6 protein-coding genes are annotated in these 19,036 nt (G+C 59.4%); all 6 read left to right on the top strand.

Annotated features, from left to right (window positions below):
- Positions 1-594: 594 nt before the first annotated feature.
- The 6 genes from O1V66_RS08085 to O1V66_RS08060 are packed head-to-tail and all read left to right on the top strand — an operon-like array spanning position 595 to position 19,013.
- Positions 595-2,595, top strand: coding sequence for a type I polyketide synthase (locus O1V66_RS08085; protein ID WP_269128249.1), 2,001 nt, complete (start codon positions 595-597; stop codon positions 2,593-2,595).
- Positions 2,477-16,438: an SDR family NAD(P)-dependent oxidoreductase gene (locus tag O1V66_RS08080; protein ID WP_269128342.1), complete on the top strand. Its 13,962-nt coding sequence runs from the start codon at positions 2,477-2,479 to the stop codon at positions 16,436-16,438. The genes O1V66_RS08085 and O1V66_RS08080 overlap by 119 nt, the downstream gene beginning before the upstream one ends.
- Positions 16,435-16,962, top strand: coding sequence for an NAD-dependent epimerase/dehydratase family protein (locus tag O1V66_RS21755; RefSeq protein WP_330873474.1), 528 nt, complete (start codon positions 16,435-16,437; stop codon positions 16,960-16,962). The genes O1V66_RS08080 and O1V66_RS21755 overlap by 4 nt, the downstream gene beginning before the upstream one ends.
- The gene (locus O1V66_RS08070; RefSeq protein ID WP_330873473.1) at positions 16,874-17,425 is read left to right on the top strand and encodes a Rossmann-fold NAD(P)-binding domain-containing protein; all 552 of its coding nucleotides are present in this window, start codon (positions 16,874-16,876) and stop codon (positions 17,423-17,425) included. Before O1V66_RS21755 ends, O1V66_RS08070 begins: the two co-directional genes overlap by 89 nt.
- A gap of 49 nt (positions 17,426-17,474) precedes the next feature.
- The gene (locus tag O1V66_RS08065) at positions 17,475-18,719 is read left to right on the top strand and encodes an aminotransferase class I/II-fold pyridoxal phosphate-dependent enzyme (protein ID WP_045047688.1); all 1,245 of its coding nucleotides are present in this window, start codon (positions 17,475-17,477) and stop codon (positions 18,717-18,719) included.
- 24 nt (positions 18,720-18,743) lie between these two features.
- The gene (locus O1V66_RS08060; RefSeq protein ID WP_045047689.1) at positions 18,744-19,013 is read left to right on the top strand and encodes an acyl carrier protein; all 270 of its coding nucleotides are present in this window, start codon (positions 18,744-18,746) and stop codon (positions 19,011-19,013) included.
- The last annotated feature ends 23 nt before the right edge of the window (positions 19,014-19,036 follow it).

Below are 19,036 nucleotides of genomic sequence, written 5' to 3'. Positions count from 1 at the left end.
ATATTCCTTTTTCTATGTTCAGCCAATAAGCCTAATCAATGTTGGGGCTTTATAAATGCATTTCTGTCCGCCGTGTCCGCTGTGCGGATATTTTTGTACGCTGTCTTTTTTCAAGGAAGACAATTCCTTGAAAAATCCCTAACAAGATTATTTATGTATATTATTGAAAAATAATATTTTTATTGTGATTTTTGGGCGATTTTTCCAGGTGCGAGTGCGGGATTTTAATTTTTAATTTACCCATGAAATTAATTTTCACTGCCTTCAAAAGCCCGTTTTCGGGAATATTATTTATTAACATCGGTTAATTATTTAAGGTCGGTGTCGTTATTTGTTTGCTGCGCGTGGGCTATTTCGGCGCGTGCTCGGATAATGCTTAGATATTTTTTCATAATGTGAATATATGAAATACACAGATATTTACAAATTGAAAGATTAAATTATATAAAGTGTAGAATTCTTGTTGTAGTAACAACGCTAATGTGTTTAATATCGATGAATTGTTGATTTCTATTAAAACCTATCGATGTGCCAAGCGTTCTAGAGGCGATTTGGGAACTATAGCGACATCAATTTACGAGAATAAAAAAACACATGGATATTGCAATTATAGGCGTTTCTTGTCGGCTGCCTGATGCTGATAATTATTCTGAATTCTGGGGCAATATCGTTAATCACCGTAATTCGGTTGTGAAGATTTCCAGTGCCGAACAGGGCGAATTTTCTCTGCCTCGCGCCACGTTAAAATGGCCCGCTGAACATGAAAATCGCTTTGCCGCATTAATTAATCGAATTGACGGTTTTGATAACCAATTTTTCGGCATTATTCCAAAAGTCGCGGAAACAATGGATCCGCAGCAGAGGATTATGCTGGAAAATACCTGGACCTGTCTTGAAGACGCAGGGATCCCTCCGTCTTCCCTACGCGGGAAGAAGGTCGGGGTTATTATTGGAGTCTTCAATAATGATTATAAAGAGCTTCAGGAAAATACGGATAATCCTATCGAAGCCCATCATTCGACAGGGACCGCGACGTCTATTATTGCCAATCGAATATCCCATTTTTTTGATTTTCACGGCCCGAGTCTGGCGCTGGATACGGCATGCTCAAGCTCTCTGAATGCTATTCACGCGGCGGTGCAGGCCATAAGGAACGGCGACTGCGAAATAGCGTTGAGCGGCGGCGTAAATCTTATTTTGACTTCCACGCGTCATCAGTCCTTTGCCAAGATGGGCATGTTGTCGCCAAGCGGGGCGTGTCACTCTTTCGATGACCAGGCGGACGGCTATGTGCGCGGCGAAGGCGCTGCGGTGTTACTGCTCAAACCTCTCGACAAAGCGCTGGCCGACGGCGACACCGTGCATGGCGTTATCAAGGGCAGTGCGGTCAACCACTGCGGCAACTCCTACACGCTGACTTACCCGAGTGCCGACGCGCAGGCCGACGTTATCATTGCCGCCCATCGGCAGGCGGGTGTACCGATAAACTCGATTGGCCTGATTGAAGCGCACGGCACCGGAACACCCAAAGGCGATCCGATTGAATTTGCAGGCTTGAAGCAGGCGTTTAGTGCCCTTGCGCAACAGCAGGATATCGCGCTGGAGGACGGTTTTTGCGGCGTGACCTCCGTCAAGAGCAATATCGGTCACCTCGAAGCCGCCGCAGGCGTTGCGGGCGTTATCAAGGTGTTGCAGGCCTTCAGGCACCGCCAGTTACCGCCGCTGCGACACTTTTCCGCCATCAATCCAAAGATTGATTTACAGCAAAGCCCGTTCTTTTTCGTCGACCAGACCACCGCGTGGCCGCGCATCGACGACGCGACACCGCGCCGCGCAGGCGTCAGCTCCTTTGGGTTCGGCGGCACCAATGCCCATGTGGTGCTGGAAGAAGCCCCCGAACCGCTGCGTCGTCGCACGCGCAAGAAATCCCGCCCGACCTCGGGGTCGGCATCTCTGATAGCGCTGTCGGCGAAATCGCCCGAGGCCCTGTTGCAGCGGCAAATGCAGCTGATTCAGTGGTTGCAAGCCCATCCCGATGCCTCGCTCGATGCCGTGAGCGCAACATTGCTGACCCGCCGTGACCATTTCCCGTACCGTTTTGGCTGCGTTGGGCATGAGGTTCAAAGCCTTGTCGCCACCCTTGAAACTGCGGTGGCGCAAGGCCTTCTGGTGATGCAGGCGCACGAAGACGCCGAGGCGGAAGAGGCCGGTATGCAAGCTCGCGCGCTGCTCGAGCACCTTGCCCGAGCAAAATCTCCGGCGTCTGAAAGCCAGTTGGCGCAACTCGCCGACTGCTATCAGCGCGGCGCTCGGTTCGAAGGCTCGGCGTTGTTCGCGAACACCGATGTTAAGGCGGTATCACTGCCGACCTATCCCTTTATTCATCAATCATTCTGGATAACCCCCCGAAGACGGTTCTCTCGACGCCCAGCGTCATCGGGTGCTGAATGTGGGCAGCACACGTTATCAGGCGGTGCTGCAAGCCGACGAATTCTTTGTTGCGGGTCATCGCATGGGCGGTCAGGCTATTTTGCCGGGTGTGATGTATCTCGAGCTGGTGCGCGCAGCCTTTACCGATTCGATACGTACCCATGACCTGTCCTGCGTGCAGTTTTCACAGGTGCGCTGGTTGCAGCCGCTTGAATTTACTGAGCGTGCCCGCGAAATCGAGATTCATATCCACCCCCTCACCGCAGGGCAAAGCGCGTCTTTCGAGGTGAAAGGGGACGATAACATCCTGTATTGCCGTGGCGCCCTGAGTCTGGCGGCAGACACCGCCGCGATACCGGCCGCACGCATCGCCGGTGCCGCCAACACCCTGAGCGGTGCCGATTGCTATCAACGGCTCGATGGCGTGCAGATGGTCTACGGTGCCGGTCTGCAATCCATCGCACAGTTAACTTTCGATGCGCAAACCTGTATCGCGCAACTGCAATTATCCGCAGGTCAGGACACAGACTTCGTGATTCATCCGTCATTGGCAGACGGCGCATTGCAGGCCGCCGTGGTGTGGATTAATCAGTTGTTGAACGCCGAAGCGCCTGCCAACGACAACGGCGCGATGGTCATTCCGTTTATGCTGGAAAGCCTCGAGTTACGCACCCCCTGTGTGGCCGATATGACCGCGACCCTGACTCTGGCTGCGGAGAGTTCGCTCAAGGATGGCGTGATCACGGTAGATATTCAGCTTGCCGATGCCCGCCAGCCAGAGCGGGTTGCGATGTCTTTCCGTGGGTTGAGCCTGCGGGTGCTTGACGAGGGCTTTGCGGCGAAGGCGTTGCCGAAAACCGCACGCCATGCGCTGTCTGAAACCGTGAATCTCTATCAGCCGCACTGGATTGAAAAAGCGGTAGACGAGGCCGATGTAGCACTTGAGCAGGTGGTGCTGGTAGGCGCCGCGCAGGATATCGCGCCTGTCGCCATGCTGTTTGCCGAGAAAGAAAATCCGCCTGCTGTCTACCGCCTTGTACTCGACGCGGCCGCTGCGCCGTTTTCAACATCAGGCGCGGTTCGACCGGCCAATATCGAGGATTTCTCGGCGGCTGTCGATGCGCTACTGGCGCAGGGGGCGACCTTTAGGCAGGTGCTGTGGGTCAACGGTGGGCAGAGCAACGAGGACAGTGTCGCGCGCCTGACGGCCGGGCCTTCGAGCCTGTTTGCCTTGACCAAAGCCTTGATGCGCAAAGTCAGGCAGGTTCGTTTTGTTCATCTGCATCACGCCTGTGAAAGTCCGGCAGATATTCTGGGCATCAGTGGTTTTTACCGCACGCTGCGGGTCGAGAAACCGGATTATATCGGCCGCGTCGTGCAGGTGGATAACGACACAGAGGCAATGCATCTTCCCGCATTAATCGCCCGCGAATTCAATGACCTGTCGAAAGATGCCGATGTGCGCCACGTTCAGGGTACGCGTTGGGTCCGCCGCTTTGCCTCGGCGACAACGCCGGAAGCCCGCGCCGATGCGCCGAAGATCGACACCGCCTCGCTGCGTCGACACGGCATTTATCTAATAACCGGCGGAATGGGCGCATTAGGCCTGATTTTTGCCCGTTACCTGTGCGAACACTATGCGGCGACGGTGTATCTGAGCGGACGTTCCGCGCTCGACGCCGCGCGTCGCCAGCAGCTTGACGCCCTCTGCGCGTCCGGCGGTAAGGCGCATTATCTCGCCTGCGACATCGGCGATGCCGCGAGCGTTCAGCAGATGATCGACACGATTTCCACGTCGGAGCAGACGTTGAACGGCGTTATTCATTCTGCCGGCGTTATCGAAGACAACTTTATTTTGCGCAAGTCCCCCGAGGCATTTGCCCGCGTTATCACGCCAAAAGTGCTCGGCACCACGCTTCTGGATTCGGCCACCCGCCACCTGCCGCTCGACTTTTTCGCGCTGTTCTCATCCGTCACCGGCGTGCTGGGCAACATGGGCCAGTGCGATTATGCCTTCGGCAATGCGTTTGAAGACTACTTTGCACACCAGCGTAACGCGCAGCAGCAGCGCGGGGAACGTGTCGGCAAGGCGCTTTCCATCAACTGGCCTTACTGGCAGGACGGCGGTATGCGCCTGACAGAAAAAGAGGCGGGCTTTCTGAAAAGCCAATTCGGGATTGTGCCGCTGCTGACGGAAGACGGCATTGCCGCGTTCGATTTTGCACTGCAAAGCAGGGCGTCGCAGACGGTGGTCATGCCGGGCGATGCCTCGCGCATCGAAGCCGTGCTGGGTGTAGTCGAAACTACCCGTGCGCCGACAATCGACGCCCCGTCGCCCGCACAGGATCGTGTTTCGTCACAGGAGGCGGTGATTGGTTTTCTTTCCGCGTTGTTCGCCCAAAAACTGCAAATTCCGGCGCATTTCGAGCGCCACGCATTCTTCCGCGATTACGGTTTCGACTCAGTCGTAGTCATCGACCTGGTCAATGCGCTGAAAAAGACCTTTGGCAACGCCTTGCCGATGACGCTGTTCTTTGAATATCAGACCATGGAGGAGCTGAGTCGTTATCTGCTGGACCACCATGCCGAAGCGGTCGCAGCGCTGCAAGGCAAGGCGGCAGTGGTCGATGTGCTGCCACAAGCCGCGTCACCGGCAGCGGATTACGTGCGAGTAACCCCGTCGGCACAGCCCGCTTTTGCCTCTCGACGCGACGTGAAAGAGGACGATATCGCCATCATCGGCATTGCCGGACGTTATCCGCAAGCCGACAACCTCGCGCAGTTCTGGGACAATCTGGCCGCCGGACGCGACTGTGTTACCGAAGTGCCCGCCGAGCGCTGGGACACGCGCTGGTTCCAGCCGGGCGCGGCAACGCCGGGTAAAAGTTACAGCCGCTGGGGAGGTTTCCTGTCGGGCGTCGAACGATTCGATCCGCGTTATTTCAATATTTCGCCGAAAGAAACCGAAATCATGGACCCCAACGAGTGGCTGTTCCTGGAGACGGTGACGCACGCCATTGAAGATGCCGGTTATACCGCCGATAAACTGGCGGCGCACGCGGCGGGCCGCGAAAATCGCGTCGGCGTTTATGTCGGTATGATGTGGGGCGACTATCAGCTCAACGCGATCACCACGCCCGTTGACGAGTGGAACACCTCACACTCCTCTTACTGGTCCGTGGCGAACCGCGTGTCGCATTTTTATAACTTCTCCGGCCCGAGCATGGCGGTCGACACCGCCTGTTCTTCCTCGCTGACCGCCATTCACGTCGCCTGCCACGCCCTGCGCAGCGGCGATGTGCCGGTCGCGATAGCAGGCGGCATCAATCTGTCGCTGCACCCTTATAAATATCATCTGCTGTCCAATATGCATTTTCTCTCCTCCGACGGCCGCTGCCGCAGTTTCGGCGAAGGCGGCACGGGCTATGTGCCGGGAGAGGGCGTGGGCGCGGTGGTGCTTAAACCGCTGTCGCTGGCGCGGGAGCAGGGCGACCATATTTACGGCATTATTCGTGGCACCGCCGTCAACCACGGCGGAAAAACCTCGGGCTTTACCGTGCCGAACGCCAAACGTCAGGCCGAGTTGATTACCGATGCGCTGGCTAACGCCCAGGTCAACCCGCGTCATATCAGCTATGTCGAGGCGCACGGCACAGGCACCAAGCTCGGTGATCCTATTGAAATCAGCGGTTTGAACAAGGCGTTCTCCCTTGCGGGTGACAGCGCCAAATATTGCGCCATCGGATCGGTCAAGGCCAATATCGGGCATCTGGAAGCCGCCGCCGGGATGTCGGCGCTGACCAAAGTGTTGCTACAGATGAAACACCAGACTCTGGTGCCGTCGATTCAATCCGACACGGTCAATCCATTTATCGATTTCGAAAACGGTCCGTTTCGACTGCAACATGCGCTGGCGTCGTGGCCGCGTCCGGTGCTGCCCGTGCAGGAACAGGGCGCGACGGTTGCGACCGAGATCCCGCGAATGGCGGGCATCAGCTCCTTTGGCGCAGGCGGCAGCAATGCGCATCTGATTGTCGAAGAGTACAGCGAGCCGCCGCGCCTCACCAATGACCCCGGCAAACCCGCGTTAATCGTGCTTTCGGCCCGTCGTGAAGCGGCGCTGCAAACCATGGCCGGGCAGCTTGCCACTTTTATCGAGCAACATGGCGAACTCTCGTTGCAGGACATCGCCTATACCTTGCAAGTAGGCCGTGTGGCGCACGAACACCGTCTGGCGTTGGTGGCCGACGTGGCGGCGGACGCCGTCGCGATGCTGCGCGCCTTTGGGCAACAGCCTCAACGCCCTGTTTCGGGGCTGATTACCGGCCATCGCGATACGGCGCGCAATACCGCAGAAACCCCGCCGCTGGCCGATTGGCTGACGCTCGGCCGATTGGGCGCGCTGGGCGAAGCCTGGGCCAAAGGGCATGAGATTGACTGGACGCCGCTGCACAGCGCGCATGCCCGTCGCCGCGTGTCGCTTCCGGGCTACGCGTTTCAACGCCAAAACTGTTGGGCACCGACCTCGCCGGTCGAGAGCCACACTGTTTCGCGAGCCGCCGCGCTGCATCCGCTTATCGATGCCAATATTTCTACGCTGGCCGTACAGGCCTTTCGCAAGACCCTGCGTGCCGACGAGTTTCTGGTCAACGATCATCGGCTGGGTGATAACCGCATTCTGCCGGGTGCCGCCTTTATCGAAATGGCGCTTGGCGCAGGCGAACTGGCGCTGCTCGGCAAGGCCTTGCCGCAGGCCGATGCCAAACCGGTGCTGGCGCGGGTGCAGGATATTACGTGGCGTCAGCCTGTTCGGCTCACCGGCGCTACGCTGGACATTGACATCGCGTTGACGCCGTCGCAGGGCGGGCTGAATTTCGAGATTTATCAAACTCTCGACGAGAAACGCCACCTCTTCGGCAGCGGCCGTCTTACCGAGGAAACGGCTTCGCAACCCGCGCCCGTGAATCTTCAATCGCTGGTAACCCACGGGCAAAGCTATGAGCGCGAAGCCGTCAATGCCGCCTTTGCCGAGCGCGGATTTACCTTTGGACCCGCGTTTCAGGTTATCGAGCGGCTCTATGCCCATGCCGACGAGGCGCTGGCCGAATTGACACTGTTGCCCGAGGTTAACGATGCGCAGGTGATTCAGCCCTTTATTCTGCCGCCTTCGTGGCTGGATGGAGCCTTCCGCACGGCGCTTGGCATCGGGGGTTTCGACGCCGCAACCCCAACGCTCGAGGTGCCGGTTGCGCTTTCGGGCGTGCAGATTTATGCGCCGATTCACGGAATTTGCTATGCCTATGCGCGTCGTTGTGTGCAGGGCGATAACGGCAATACGACATGCTATGACATCGATCTGCTGGATAACCTCGGCAATGTGGTGGTCCGCGTCGAGCAGTTGCAAACGCAGGCCGTGCCGCATCTGGGCCTGAAATCGTCGGCGGTGGCCAACCGTGCGGGACAGGCTGAACGTTTCACCGCAAGCTTGGTTGCCACACAACCCACCGTGACAGCCACGGTTATCTCCGAGGTGCTCAACGGGCAGCAGAGCGGTGCGGCCTCGCGTGAAGCGCTGATAAATTCCCTGATTGCGCAGGTCATCGAGGTCACGCGACTGGATGCGGGCGAGGTCACCGCTACTGCGCCGCTGGCAGATTTTGGTCTGGATTCGATGATGATTCTGGCGCTCAACGAAAAGCTGTCGTCCACTTTCAGCGACCTGTCGCAAACCCTGTTCTATGAGCACGAGTCGCTTGCCTCGCTGGCGGACTGCCTGCTCGAGCACTACCCGCAGCAGGCCATGCCTTCCCACGAAGTCATTCCCGCGTTGAATGCGGTTCACCCTACGGACGCGCGCTCGCTTCGTGACGGTGTCACCGATTTCCTGACGGCAGGCATTATCGAGGTGACCAAACTGGATGCGCGTGAAGTGCAACCGGCGACACAACTGGCCGATTACGGCCTCGATTCGATGATGATCCTGGCGCTCAATGAAAAGCTCGCCGCGACGTTTGGCGAGGTATCGCAAACCCTGTTTTATGAGTATCAGGATATCGACGCGCTGGCCGAATTCCTGTGTGAAAGCTATCCGGGGCCGGCCGCCGCACTGCAACCCGCCGTACTCCAACCGGTCGCCGCGCTGCCGCCCGCACAGCAACCGCAGGTTTCCCGCTCGATTGCTACGCCCGTTACCGCGAACGACCCTGCGCGCAAACCCGATACCGTTTCGGCAACCTGCGATCTGCTGGCCGAGAGCCTGACTGTGGCAATTACCCCGAATGCGGCGAACGTCTCGACGCTGATGCCGCTGCATCAGTGGCCGCTCGACCCTGTGGTGCTCCTGCGCTTGCAGCACGAACTGGACGCACGCTTTACGGGCGTCAAGGCTACGGCGGTGTATCACTATCAAACGCTGGTGGAGTGGGCCGTTGCCCTGTGTGCAGGCGAGACGCAACCCGTCACCGCCTGCGCCCCGCAACCCGTTACGCCGTCCCTTTCGGCGCTGTTGAAGGGCGGGCGATTCGATGCGCTGCAAAGCCATGCCGCACCGCAGGACGAGCACGACGCCATTGCCGTTATCGGCCTCAGCGGGCGTTATCCGGGGGCGAAAAATGTTGATGAATTCTGGGCCAATCTTACGGGCGGCGTCGATAGCGTAAGTGAAATTCCGTTGTCGCGCTGGGACTACCGTGATCATTACTCTCCCGAGCGCGGGCCGAAAAACAAGGTGTACAGTAAGTGGGGCGGCTTTATCGACGATATCGATCAGTTCGATAGCCACTACTTCTCCATTTCTCCGCGTGAAGCAGAACTGCTGGACCCGCAGGAGCGACTGTTCCTGCAAACCGCGTGGGAGTGCGTGTCCGATGCCAGCTACTCGCGTCAAGCGCTGAACCAGCATCCTGTGGGCGTGTTTGTCGGCGTGATGTGGGGACACTATCAGTCGATTGACACCACGCCTGCGCAGTACGAAACCGGCTATCCGATGTCGCTGCACTCCTCGGTCGCCAACCGCGTCTCCTACTATTTCAATCTCGACGGCCCGAGCGTGGCGCTGGACACTATGTGCTCGTCTTCGCTGACTGCGCTGCATCTGGCCTGTCAGGCAATCCGCAGCGGTGACTGCAAGATGGCGATTGCGGGCGGCGTTAATCTGATAGTTCACCCAATGAAGTATTACCAGCTCGGCCAGAGCCAGTTCCTGTCCAGCGACGGGCGTTGCCGCGCCTTTGGTGAAGGCGGCGACGGCTATGTGCCGGGCGAAGGCATGGGCGCGGTGCTGCTCAAACCTCTCCAGCAGGCCATCACCGACGGCGACCAGATTTATGGCGTGATCAGGGCAACGGCGATTAACCACGGCGGCAAGACCAGCGGCTTTACGGTGCCGAATCAGGCCGCGCAAAGTCAGGCAATCAGCACGGCGCTCGAGCGCGCAGGCTGGGAACCGGCGTCTGTCGATTATATCGAAGCGCACGGCACCGGCACTCTGCTGGGCGACCCCATCGAAATCTCGGGGTTGAGCAAGGCCTTTGCCCGCGTGAATGCACAAAAAGGCCTCACCCCGCCTTTAATGGCGGGTCACTGCCGCATTGGATCGGTGAAAAGCAATATTGGTCATCTCGAATCCGCCGCCGGTATTGCCGGGCTGACAAAAATTCTGCTGCAAATGCGCCACCGCAAACTGGTGCCGTCGCTGCATTCCCAAACGCTGAACCCGAAAATCAACTTTGCCGCCTCGCCGTTTCGCGTGGTGCAGACGCTTGAAGACTGGGCATCGACAGCGGGCAAAACGCGTCGCGCCGGGCTGAGTGCCTTTGGCGCAGGCGGGTCGAATGCGTCGGTATTTATCGAAGAAGCGCCGCCGCGCGCCTTAAATGCCTTGCATCACGGCGAGCCATGTCTGTTTGTGCTGTCAGCGGACACCGATGAACGCCTGTCGCGTTATGTCAGCCGGATGATGACCTTCCTCGAGCGCGTCATTGCTGAACCCGAGACGGCACCGGCGCTGGCGTCGCTGGCGTATTCCTCCCTCGTGGGGCGCGACGGCCTGGCCGAACGTCTCGCCGTTGTCGCCACCAGTCTCGGCGACTTGCTCGACAAACTCGCGAATTATCGCGATCAGGGCCATGCGCCCCAGTTGTTCCGTGGTCGTATTGCGGGCAGTCAGGACCGTCTGGATTCCATTCTCGACGCGCAACAGCTTGAAGCGCTCATCGACGGGCTGGTGCAGGGCCGCGAGCAGGTGCGACTCGGCCGTTTATGGGCCACCACGCTTGACGTGAACTGGCAGCGTGTCGCCCGACAACTGTTTGACGCCAAGGCCGATTCCGTGCGCCGCGTGTCCTTCCCGCCGCTGCCGCTAATGCCGCGCAAACATTGGCTGGCGCGGCCGGACGCACAGACGTCGGCAAGCCGTGCCGCGTCGCTGCATCCGTTGATCGATGAAAATATCTCGACGCTGTCGCAACAAAAATTCGCCAAGCAATTCTCCGGACAGGAATCCTACCTGCGCGACCACGTGGTCGGCAGCGACATGCCGCGAAAAATTCTGCCGGGTTCCGCCTATCTCGAAATGCTTCATGCCGCAGGACAACGGGCTATCGAAAGCGAGTGGCAGGTCGGTGCGATTCGTCATCTGATGTGGATGAACACCCTAGACGTGAATGACGAGCCGGTGAATGTTGCTGTCGAGCTGGCGCATCGCAAGGGCGAAAGCGTCGGCGCGGTGGTGAACCTGCGTGACACCGGCGTTACGGCCGTGGAGGCCGAACTGGTTTATCGGCCGAAAGACGTCGAAATAGCCGATGAATGGATAGACATCCAGGCCCTGATTCAACGCGGCAGGCGGGAGGACGATAGCGCCGCGATGTATCGCGAATTTGCCGGGATGGGGTTTGCCTATGGGCCCAGTTATCAGGTGACCCGCGCGCGTTACCGTTTCAATGATGCGGCGCTGAGTCATCTGCAATTACCCGAAAGCGCCTTGTCTGCCGATCACTTTATGCTGCATCCGTCACTGCTGGACGGTGCACTGCGCACCTGTCTGGCGGTCGGGCTGGAACCTGTCGCCCATTCGACGCCGATGGTGCCGTTCTACCTCGGCGAGCTGACATTCCGTCATCCGCTCGGCCGCGAGTGTTATGCCTATGTCACCCCTGCGGCTTCGGGTCAGACTGACAGCCACATTCAAAAGCACGACATTACGCTGCTGGATACGCAGGGCCGCGTGCTGGCGCGCCTTACCGATTTCGCCGCACGCAGGCTGGAGAAATCTGCGGATGCCGCGCCACCTCACGCGCAACAGGATGTTCAGTTCTATGGCTACGCGTGGCAACCTTCGCCGCTCGCGGCGGCGTCAGCGCAGACAACCGCCGAAGCAGAAAGACTCACCATGCTGGTGCTCGGCGATGACGCCGCACTCGCAGAAGCCCTGACCGCGCAGTATGGCGAGGCGGCGCGCGTTGTCAGTGTCACGCAGGGTGCCGAATTTATTCGCCACGACGCCACGCATTTTAGCGTCGATACCCAGTCTGCCTCGAGTGTCCACAGGCTGTGCGAACAGCTCGATGCTGCCAGCCTGTGGCCCTCGCACATCGTGCAGGCCATTGGCGCGAGCCGCCGTTTCGACGACCTGCCGCACCGTGGGGCGGCAACCACGCTCAATGCCGGGCTCAAAGCCTTCCACCACCTGTTTGTCGCGCTCGACAAGCAGAAACCGCGGCAGGTAATGCGCTGCGCCACCGTTTATTGCGCACCTTCCGATGACATCGAACCGCAACTGGATGCCCTAAGCGGTTATGCGCGCTCACTGCTGACGCTCAATCACCGCTTCGAGCTGTTTACCTTGCGCAGCGACGCGCATGACGCGGCCGCGCTGGCCGCACAGATTTCGCAAGAATTCTCCCTGCGTAACACCGCGCTGCCGGGCCTTGAAGTGGCGTATTTCAACGGCACGCGTTTCCAGCGTCAACTGGCTGAAATCCCTTCGGCTCCGGTTGACGCGGGCAGCACGCTGCCGCTGGTACAGGAGGGGCATTATCTGATAACCGGCGGGGCGGGCAAACTCGGCATGGTGATGGCGCAGTATCTGGCCTCTCGCTGTCAGGCGCATCTGGTGCTGACAGGGCGATCCTCCCAGCCGGACGACGCCGCGCAGCAGCAAATCGACGCACTGCGTGAGCAGGGCGCAGAGGTGCGCTATCTTGCCGCAGATATCGCCGAAGACGGGCAGGCCGAGCAGTTGGTAGCACAGGCGAAAGCCGCCTTTGGTCCGCTGGACGGCGTGCTGCACTGCGCGGGTGTGGCGAGTGCCACGCCGATGAATGCCTTGCAGGACGCCGAATTCATGGCGCTGGTCGGGCCGAAAATCGCGGGTCTGGTTGCACTCGACCGCGCAACTGCGCTGGAGCCGCTGTCGCTGTTTGTCAATTTCTCATCCGTGTCGGCGGTGCTGGGTGACTTGGGTTCCGGCGCGTATGCCGCGGGCAATCGCTTTATGGACAGCCACGCCGTGTGGCGTCGGCACCATGTTGCCAGAGGGGCGCGCTCGGGGCTAAGCCTGTCCGTCAACTGGCCGCTGTGGGCCGACGGGCAGATGAGTATCGCCGGGGAAGACGCCACGCTGTTAACCTTCTCCGGCATGGCGGCCTTGCAGCAACAGGCCGGAATCGCCGCTTTTGAGCGCGCACTGCGTGAACAACGTGCCGAACTGCTGGTCATCGTCGGCGATCGTGCCAAAGTTGCCCGCGCGCTGCGTATTCAAAACGACGCACCAACGGATACGACGACGCCACAAATTGCCTCGTCCGAAACACAGACTTCGCAGCCACTCAAGAGGAATGGCGACAGTGAGGCTCCAAAGGCCAGCGACATCGCGCTCAAACAGCATATCGCCCACGTCACCAAGATTCCGGCTCGCGAGATAGATGTCGAAGCGACTTTCGAGCAACTGGGCATGGATTCGGTCATGCTGATGGAACTGCGTGCGGAACTGGAGAAAGAGTATGCCGGGCTGTCGAAAACCGCACCGTTTGAATACAACACCACCGCCAAACTCGCGGCTTATCTGCACAAGCGCTACGGCACCGCGACGGTAATCAACGATGCCGCGCCGCTGTCGGCGGCGAACGCCGCACCAATCGGCCCGGTTTCCTTCAAGCGCGAGCAGGCAAACGCCGCACAGCCGGATTGCGCGCAGTTCAGCCCTGCCCGTGCATCCTTGAAGTCAAGTCGCGCCTCGGCGACACCGTTTACTCGCACCATTTCTACACCGCCGTCCACTGCCGCCGAAAACGAACCGGAAGGCGTGGCTATTATTGGCGTGGCGGGCGAATTCCCGGGCGTCGACAGTCTGGCAGAATTCTGGACCGCGCTTCAGGAAGGCAAGGAGAATCTCACGCCAATCCCTGAAGACCGCTGGACTTTGGGCGATGAACAGCCGGGCAATCCGCGCTACGTGAATCGCGGCGGGTTCCTGAAACATGTCAATGATTTCGACCCTCAGATGTTCCGTATGAGTCACGACGAGGCAAGCCGTCTGGATCCGCAGGTGCGTGTGCTGCTGCGCTCCGCCTGGCACGCCATGGAAGACGCCGGATACACGCCTTCGGCACTGAATGCCCAACAGGTGGGCGTGTATGTCGGGGCAATGAATGAAGACTTTACCTGGGTCATGTCCGATCACTTCGCGCGTACCGGCCATTATCCGGGCGCGGGGGCGGTTATCAGTGAACTGGCGAATCGCATCTCCTACCTGATGAACCTGCGCGGCCCGAGTTTCACCCTCGCGACCACCTGCGCGTCTTCGCTGACCAGCGTGCATATCGCCCGCAAGGCCATTCTCGGCGGCGAGTGCGACATGGCGCTCGCGGGCGGCGTGAATCTTAGTCTGCACCCCAGCAAATACATGCTGTTGCAGGACATGAAGGTGCTGTCTGCCGACGGCAAAGAGCATACCTTCGATGAGCAGGCCAGCGGGCTTATTCCGAGTGAAGGCAGCGGCATGGTGGTGCTCAAGCGTCTGAGCACGGCGCTTGCGGACGGCGACACGATTTACGGCGTGCTGCGCGGTTCCAGCCTCGGCCACGCGGGCACGGGTGCGGGTCAATATCTGCCGAACCTCTCCGTGATGGAAGAGACCGCCGTGCGGGCATTGAACGAAGCGCGTATCGACGTCAACGAGCTGAGCTATATCGAAAGCCACGGCGCGGCGACGGAGTTGGGCGATCCTATCGAACTCAAGGCGCTGTCCAACGCGCTGCGCCGCCATACCGAGGCGGCACATTTCTGCGCGCTCGGCACCAAGGCCAATCTGGGGCATATGGAAGCCGCGTCGGGAATCTGTTCGCTTATCAAGGTGTTGCTAAGTATGCAGCACGGTCGCCTGTCGCCGTGCGTCAATTTGAATCGCGTCAATGCGTCGTTCGAGCAGGAAGCCTCTCCGTTCCTGTTCCCGACCGAGGCGCAACCGTGGAATGCCAATGCGCGCGGCACGCGTCTGGCGGGCATCAACGCGTACGGCATGGGCGGCTCCACGGCTTTTGTGGTGCTGGAATCGCCCGAGGCGGCGCAGCCCGCTGCCCGCATCGAAGGCAGTGATGTCGAGCCGCAAATCGTGGTGCTGTCAGCGCGACGTGCCGATCGTCTGGCGGCCTACGCCGTCGCGCTGCACGAATTTGTCGGCCAGCCGGGCCGTCACGTGAATCTCGCCGACCTTGCCTATACCAGCCAGCTCGGACGCGCGCCCTTCGAGTATCGTCTGGCAATCGTGGCAACCAGTATCGAGAGCCTGCAAACCAGACTCGCGCAGTTCATTGCGCAGCCAAACAGCGAACAGGGCAGCAATGACCTCTATTGCGGCAACGTTTTCGACAACAGAGAAGTGACGCAGTTGATAGCCGGTGAAGCCGGAAAAGGCTTTATCCAGACGCTGCTGCACACCCGTCAGCTCTCCCGCCTTGCCACTCTGTGGTGCCGGGGCTGCGAGATTGACTGGACCCAGTTGCATCTTCAGGCGGCGCGTCGTCGCGTGGCCTTCCCGGGGTATCCGTTTGCTCAGGAGCCTTGCGACCTGAACGCGGCGCTCAAGCGCGATGCCGAGCGTCGTCTGGCGCTCGGCCGCGAACGGGCCGCGCAGGCACCCGCCGAAGACCGCGCCTTACCGCCGGTGCCGCAGGCATGGTTTGCCGCAACTCTTGAGGTGCGCAAGGCCAAGACGTTGAGTCAGAAGCAGTTACAGGCGTTCTGGAGCGAACAGGTTCAGGCGCAGGATGACGTGGGTTCGCTGATTGCTTCCGCCTTGCTCGACGGCGCAGAGGCACGGGATGGCGAAACCGCCGATCAGCCCCTTGTCAATGTGCAACGCGCGCTGTGTCAGGAGACAGTCGACGCTCTGCAAGTGTGCACCCAGCGACAGGGCATTACGCTCGAAACGCTGATGGTGGCCGGATGGGCGCTGCTCGCCAACCGTCATGTGCGCAGCAAATATGCCCAGCTAGGGGTGATTCGCCAGCTCGACTGCGATGAACCGCAGGCTATTCCGACGCGTATTCAAACTGTAGGCCGCCAGAAGGTCGCGCCGTGGCTGAGCGAGGTCGAACAGCAGCTCGAAAAATGCCTCGACCATGCCGGGGCCACGCTCGACCAGATTCAGCACTGGGTCGACGATGCGCCGCTGTTCGACAGCGCCATCGCCGTCTTGCCCGTCAGTCAGACGCGGCCATTGCCGGAAGTCGTGGCCGCACTCTTCGCCGCGCAGCCCGAGCTGCCGCTGGCGCTGGTGGCGCAGGTCGAGGCACACGGCGTGCAGCTGCACCTTGACTGCCGGGGGCGCGAAACCTCGCAAGAACAGCTGGATCAGTTGCTCGAACAGTTTGTCACGCTGCTCGACGGGCTGGCCCACCATCCCCTCAAAAACCCGGCGGCGCTGCCGATGCGCAGCAAGGGAGAAGGACGCAAGGCCTTCTGGAAAACGCTGGAACAACTCAATCAGCAAGAGCAAACATCATGAAAGTATTGATAACCGGAGCCAACGGCTTTGTTGGACTGAACATTGTAAACGCCTTGCTGGCGGCGAAGCATCAGGTCACGGCCTATGTGCGCGCCTCGTCCAATCTGGGCTTTCTCGAACCGCTGGGCGTGACGCTGATACACGGCGAACTCAACGACAGCCACAGTCTTCGCGCGGCGATGACCGGTCAGGACGCCGTTATTCATACGGCGGGCAACACCAGCAGCAATCCGCGTGACTGGCCGCTGCTCGAGGCGGTCAACGTCGACGGAACGAACCGTGTCATCGAGGCGGCGCTGGACAGCGGCATAGCGCGGCTGGTGTACACCAGCACCAGTTCGACCATCGGCGCGCCCAACGACCCGCTCGACGAGGCGACAGAACCAGACCCGTCTGCGCGGTTTTCGGGCCAGGAATCCGTATGCCAGAAGCAAGTTGCTGGCCGAGGAGCTGGTTTACCGCGCCTGCGACCGTGGCCTTTCCGCCGTGATCCTCAATCCGGCGGAAGTGCTGGGGGCTTATGACTATTCGATGCAGTGGGGACGTATGGTGCTGGCGGTGAACTACAACCAGCTGCCGTTTATGCCGCCGGGCGGAGCCAGTTTCTGCGGCGCGGCCGAAGTCGGGCACGCCCACGTCAAGGCGCTTACGCAGGGGAAAACGGGTGAACGCTACCTGCTTGCCGGTGCCAATGCGCGCTACACCGAGCTTATCGACACCATCGAGGCGGTATTGCAGTGCAAGGTCGAACGACCGCAAACCCGCTATTCACGTTTTTACTTCAAAACCCTGCTTCAGGAAAAGTTTCCGAGGCTGATGCGCGGCGAACCGGTGCTGGATGCCTATCGTCTGCGGGTCTTCGGCGGAACCTATTACTTCAGCAGCGCCAAGGCGGAACGGGAGCTGGGCTACACGCCGGCTCCTCTCGGCCAGATGGTGAATGAGTGCGCCTCCTGGTATAGGGCCAACGGTTTTATTGCTTCCTGATAATCAGACTTTTATCTGTAACAGAATAAACAACCAAGGGGGTTTTACGATGGATTTTCATGAGCTTATCGAGCTTGAGCGCAAACCTTTCAAAGAGCGCGTCAAGCTGCGTTACAGCACCTATCTCAAGGAAGTCGAGAAGGGATTCATGTTTGGCCGCGAAGGCAGCGGCCCGGTTGACGCGCAGATGCAGTACAAGGATCTGCACAGCGACACCTTCAACAATGTGCTGGTATTCGGCTCCAACAGCTATCTCGGGCTGGCGAATCACCCCTATGTGAAAAACAGGGTGATCGAAGCCGTCGAGCAATACGGAATCGGCACCGGCGGTTCCCCGGCGTTTTCGGGCTATACCCATCAGCATAAAGTGCTGGAAAAACGTCTGGCGGCGCTGGCCGGTCACGAGGATGCCGTACTGCTGCCAAGCGGGTATATGGCCAACCTCTGCTGGGTCAACGGGCTGATGAACCGCAACGATATCATCGTCTATGACCAGAACAGCCACGCCAGCGTCATCAACGCCATCAAGATGACCAATGTGCCGTTCTACACCTTCGACCCGGAGCGTCTGGACGAATTCGACGCCATGCTGCATAAAATCCGCGCGCGCGCCAAGCCGGGCACGCAGATTTTCTCAACCGTCGAAGGCGTGCGCTCGACCGACGGGTCGATTATCGACCTCAGACGCTACATCGACATCTGTCGAACCCACGACATCATCACCATTCTCGACGATGCGCATGGACTCGGCACTGTCGGACCGACCGGGCGCGGCACGCTGGAACACCTCGACCTGCTGGGTCAGGTTGACCTGCGCATGTCGACGTGCAGCAAGTCGCTGGGCGCGCAGGGTGCCTTCGTGTCGGGCAGCAGCGAATACATCTTCATGCTGCGCAACTTCTCCTACCCGTACCTGTTCACGTCGGGACTGGCGCAGCCGACCATCGCCGCCATTTCCGCCGCGCTGGATGTCATGGAACGCGAGCCGGAGCGCATCGAGCAGCTGCACGCCAACGTGCGTTACATGCAAGACCGGCTCGAGGCCCACGGGTTCAATATTCTGCGCGGCCAGACCGGCATCATTCCTGTTTTCTTCAGGCAAAACGCAGTAGTGGGCAACATCAATCGCCGTCTTTTCGAGCGCGGGCTGTTTGCCAACATCATGGAGTATCCGATGGTGCCGCCGGACAAGGAGCGCCTGCGCCTGTCGGTGATGTCATCCCATACCCGCGAAGAAATCGACCAGGCCGTAGGCATTATCGTTGACGTTGCGCGTGAATTCGACGCGCTGTAATTCGATTGAATGAGAGAAAGAGACATGGCGACACAACAAGACATTCTGGCGGTGGTGCTCGACATCATCAATGACATCAAGAACACCGGTTTTACCCCTGAAATCGTGGATCTCGACGCCTTTATCGGCGGCGAACTGGGCGTGGATTCGGTCGAAATGCTCGAGTCCTGGTACGAAATCGAAAAGCGCCTACATATCAAGGTCAATGACAGCGACAAGCGCGGAATTTACACGCTGGGCGATCTCGTTGCCAAAATCGAGGCGCAGATGCCCGAGCTTGCCGAAAAGTCCTGAACGGGTCACAACCTGCGGGACAG

It is taken from the genome of Rouxiella chamberiensis (assembly GCF_026967475.1).
GTDB classification, from domain to species: Bacteria; Pseudomonadota; Gammaproteobacteria; order Enterobacterales; family Enterobacteriaceae; genus Rouxiella; species Rouxiella chamberiensis.
Note: the sequence above shows the minus strand (reverse complement) of the source record. Positions and strands in the feature narration are given on the sequence as shown.

What these genes read in the sequence shown, in the direction of transcription:
- O1V66_RS08085 (WP_269128249.1), top strand. Translation starts at nt 595, where the DNA reads ATGGATATTGCAATTATAGGCGTTTCTTGTCGGCTGCCTGATGCTGAT.
- O1V66_RS08065 (WP_045047688.1), top strand. Translation starts at nt 17,475, where the DNA reads ATGGATTTTCATGAGCTTATCGAGCTTGAGCGCAAACCTTTCAAAGAG.
- O1V66_RS08060 (WP_045047689.1), top strand. Translation starts at nt 18,744, where the DNA reads ATGGCGACACAACAAGACATTCTGGCGGTGGTGCTCGACATCATCAAT.
- O1V66_RS21755 (WP_330873474.1), top strand. Translation starts at nt 16,435, where the DNA reads ATGAAAGTATTGATAACCGGAGCCAACGGCTTTGTTGGACTGAACATT.